This window comes from Actinoalloteichus spitiensis RMV-1378 (genome assembly GCF_000239155.1).
Classification (GTDB): domain Bacteria; phylum Actinomycetota; class Actinomycetes; order Mycobacteriales; family Pseudonocardiaceae; genus Actinoalloteichus_B; species Actinoalloteichus_B spitiensis.
The window spans coordinates 1-4,176 of record NZ_AGVX02000095.1; the positions used below are offsets into that span (position 1 = coordinate 1).

The window sequence follows — 4,176 nt, forward strand, 5'->3', positions numbered from 1 at the left end:
GCCCCGGCGGGGCGGCCACCAGACGGGCCCGCCCCGCCGGGCCGAGCGCCTTGCCGGGTAGGTCGAGGCGGCACCTCGTGCGGCGGGTGATGTCGCTGGGGCCTGTGGGGCGTGGCGGTTCGCTGGGTCCCCGGAACCGGCCCAGGCCGACACGCACCCACAAGGGGGGTAACCCTGGGTCAGCTGGGGTCGGTCGGGCCGAGGCGCGACCCCGCGCCGTCGTCCGTCGCGGATGCGCCTCCCGCCCTGCCCGACGGCTGCTCCCCGGCGTTCGGCACCACCCGCGAGGTGCGCGCCTCGCCTGGCTGATCTCGTTCCTGCTGCTCTGGTGGGTTCCGCTGGCCTGGTTCGAACGTCCGTTCCGGGCCACCGCCGACCGGCAGCACGAGTTGGACCAGTTGACGGTCACCGTCCAGATCCCCGTCTACAACGCGGACGAGGCGGCGCTGCGCGCCTGCCTCCGATCGGTGTTGGACCAGAGCCGGTCCGTCGACCGGATCCGGGTCGTGGACGACGGGTCGATGGACCCGGCCACCGGGCGTGGCCAGACCTACCGCAGGGTCCGGCGGAGCTTCCTCGCCGAGGCGGCCGCCCGGGGAGTCGAGGCCAGCTGGGACCGGACCGAGAACCGGGGGAAGCGGTGGGCGCAGATGCACGTCCTCGCCCACGACGACGCGGACATCTTCGTCACCCTGGACAGTGATTCCGTGCTGGACGCGCACGCCGTCCGGGAGGGCCTCAAACCCTTCGCCGATCCCGGGGTGAAGTCCGTCGCCGGCCTGGTCGCCGTCCTCAACACCAGGGCAAACGTGTTGACCAGGATGATCTGCCTGCTGTACCTGCCGTTCACCCGGGGCCTGCGCAGCGCGCAGTCCGTTCTCCGCCGGGTCACCATCAACTCCGGCACCCTGGCCTTCTACCGGGCCGACGTGATCCGCCGCCACGCCGGCGTCTACGAGAACGAGACGTTCCGAGGCCGGCCGATGCAGATGAACGACGACTCCATGTTGACGATGTACGCCCTGCTGGAGGGCGACACCGTCCACCAGCCCTCCGCCATCGTCTTCACCCTGGCGCCGGAACGGTTGCGGCACTACATCAGGCAGCAGATGCGCTGGATGCGGGGGACCACGGTGCGGCACTTCTGGTGGCTGCGGTACATGCCCGTGACCGGTGTCGTGTTCGTGACCACCGTCGCCGAGTACCTGCACATCGCGCTGTCCGTGCTGATCCCCGTGGCCCTCGTCGTCGGAGCGGCCCGGGAGGACCGCCTCGGTGAGGTCCTGCTCATCACCCTCGTGATCGCCTTGGTCATGCACTACCTGATGGCGCTGCGGCTGTTCACGCTTCGCCGGTCGGACGACACGTGGCGGTTCACCGTCGGGTTGTTCGTGCTCTCGCCCCTCGTCGCAGTCTGGCGGGTCGTGGTGCTCCGCCCGATGTACCTGTACGCGCTCGCCACCTGTTGGCGGATCAGCTCGTGGGGGACCCGGGGCTCGGTGGAGGTCAGGGCCTCGGGCGGGTAGCCGCGCGGTGCGCGCCGGCCGGGGGGTCGGTGGGGTGATGACCCGGAACAGCGTCGCGACGCCGGTCCGCCGCTCGCCACTCGACCGGCACGGTCGGTGCTCGACGGGGGAACGCGGTCCGCGCCCCCGTCCTGGGAGGACCGCGCCCCAGCCGCCGGGGCGGACGCGGTGACGCCGGAGGCGCGACGGGGAACCGCCTGGTGGGGGACCGGGACGGTGACCCGTGGTGAGGGGCTGCCCGTCGGGTTCGGCTGATCGGAATACACGCCTTGACGGCACGGGGACCGGTGTTCTTCTGTGAATGGTATAGACCTCTGTTCCGTTTCGGCGGCGTGGTGGGCGCGGCCACGGCACGACGGGGCCGCCACCCCCTCCCGCCGCCGTCCCCTGTCGTGGCGCAGACCGATGAGGAGGAACCACGGTGACACAACGGACAACGCGGAACCCTCGATGGAGACGGGCACGTGGCGTGGCGGCCAGCGTCGTTCTGATGGGAGGCATGATGGTGGGTGCCGCCGGCGGACTGGCGGCCGAGCCCGACGGGCCCGGCGCTCGGGAGGGGTTACCGAGCCTGGTGCCCCTGCCAGTCTCGGTCGAGGAACGGAGCGGCGCCAAGTTCGCGCTGGGCTCCGACACCGACATCCGGACCGAGGCCGGATCGGCCGAGGCGCGACGGGTCGGCGAGCACCTGGCCGAGATCCTGCGCCGCTCCACCGGCTACCCCGTTCCGGTCTCCGACGCCTCCCCCACCGACACCTCCGGCATCCAGCTCCTGCTCGCGGATGCCGACCCGGTGGTCGGTGAGCAGGGCTACCAGCTCGACACCAGCCCGGACGGGGTCACCATCCGCGCCGAACACGCGGCCGGCCTGTTCTCCGGAGTGCAGACCCTGCGCCAGCTCCTGCCGCCCGAGGTGGAGAGCGCGACCGTCACCGACGCCGACTGGACCGTGCCCGGCGTCAGCATCACCGACTACCCGAGGTTCGGCCACCGCAGCGTGATGCTCGACGTCGCCCGGCACTTCCACCCGGTCGACCACGTCAAGCACTACATCGACCAGGCAGCCCGCTACAAGGTCAACCACCTGCACCTGCACCTGACCGACGACCAGGGCTGGCGGATCCAGATCGACAGCTGGCCGAGGCTGACCACCTACGGCGGCAGCACCCAGGTCGGCGGCGGCCCCGGCGGCTACTTCACCAAGGACGACTACCGCGAGATCGTCGAATACGCGGCCGATCGGCACATCACCGTGGTGCCGGAGATCGACATGCCGGGGCACACGAACGCGGCGCTCGCCTCCTACGCCGAACTGAACTGCGACGGCATCGCCCCACCGCTGCGGACCGACATCGAGGTCGGCTACAGCTCGCTGTGCGTCGACCTGCCCCTGACCTACGAGTTCGTCGCCGACGTCATCCGGGAGGTCGCCGAACTGACCCCCGGCCCCTACATCCACATCGGCGGGGACGAGGCCGACGCCACCACCGACGAGGACTACGCGCTGTTCATGTCCCGGGTGATCCCCATCGTGGAGGCGACCGGCAAGCAGGTGATGGGGTGGCACGAGATCGCCAACACCGACATCCCCACCGATGCGGTCCCCCAGTTCTGGAGCACCAGCACCAGCCACGAGGGAGTGCGGGCCGCGGCCGAGCGGGGCGCCAAGGTGTTGATGTCCCCGGCGAACAAGACCTACCTCGACCACAAGTACGACGCGACCACCCAACTCGGGCTCCAGTGGGCCGGGTTCGTGGAGGTCCGCGACACCTACGAGTGGGATCCGGGTATCCACGTCGAGGGAGTGAGCGAGTCCTCCATCCTCGGCGTCGAGTCACCGCTGTTCACCGAGACCATCGTGACCACCGACGACATGGAGTACATGGCCTTCCCCCGGCTGCCCTCGGTCGCCGAGGTCGGCTGGACCCGGGCCGAGGCGCGCGACTGGGACGACTTCCGGCTGCGCCTGGCCGGGCAGGCGGCGCACTGGGAGGTCCTGGACCTGAACTTCTACCGTTCCCCGCAGATCCCGTGGCCCGACGCGGAGCACCCGCCGGGCACGTGCTCGGCGCCGGCCTGGTCCGCCACCGAGGTCTACCTCGCCGGGGACGTCGTCTCGCACGCGGGTCGTGAGTGGACCGCCAAGTGGTGGACGCGTGGCGAACAGCCCGGGACGACCGGTGAATGGGGTGTGTGGCGGGACGAGGGCTCCTGCTGAGACGGTTCACCAGGGTGACCACGGGGAGGGCGGCGTCCGGGAGGGCGTCGCCCTCCTCCCCGAGGAGCGGCCGGACCGCCGCCGCCGCGCCCACCACAGGGGACAGCGGTCCCGGGCGCCCGGCTAGTCTCCCGCTGGTGAAGGCACCCGATCCCGCCACGACCTTCGACCACGTCGCCGCGACCTACGACGAGGACGGCCACCACCAGCACGTGGCCGAACTGCTCCTCACCGACCTCCCCGCAACCCCCACGGGCCCGCCCGACCTGGTGCTGGACGTCGCGACGGGAACGGGCGCGGCGGCGTTCACCGCCCTGCGCCTGCTGCGCCCGACCCGTCTCCTCGCCGTCGACATCTCCCCGCGCATGGTGGGCCGGGCCCGGGAACGGGCGACCGCCCTCGACCCCGCCGGCAGGATCGACTGGCGGGGGG

Annotated in this window: 3 protein-coding genes; all 3 read left to right on the top strand. The window is 71.6% G+C overall.

All coding sequences use genetic code 11. The features are described 5' to 3' along the window. Window positions 1–389: 389 nt before the first annotated feature. Window positions 390–1,526 carry a glycosyltransferase gene (locus ACTIDRAF_RS0204830; RefSeq protein ID WP_211215271.1) on the top strand — a complete coding sequence of 379 codons (1,137 nt, stop codon included), beginning with the start codon at window positions 390–392 and terminating at the stop codon, window positions 1,524–1,526. Window positions 1,527–2,016: 490 nt separating this feature from the next. After that, the gene (locus ACTIDRAF_RS0204835; RefSeq protein WP_083886101.1) at window positions 2,017–3,744 is read left to right on the top strand and encodes a family 20 glycosylhydrolase; all 1,728 of its coding nucleotides are present in this window, start codon (window positions 2,017–2,019) and stop codon (window positions 3,742–3,744) included. Window positions 3,745–3,881: 137 nt separating this feature from the next. Beyond that, on the top strand, window positions 3,882–4,176 hold a 295-nt coding region (locus tag ACTIDRAF_RS34765), incomplete at its 3' end, for a class I SAM-dependent methyltransferase (RefSeq protein WP_016697586.1).

Coding starts and splice junctions, on each gene's coding strand:
- ACTIDRAF_RS0204835 (WP_083886101.1), top strand. CDS start 2,017: ATGGGAGGCATGATGGTGGGTGCCGCCGGCGGACTGGCGGCCGAGCCC.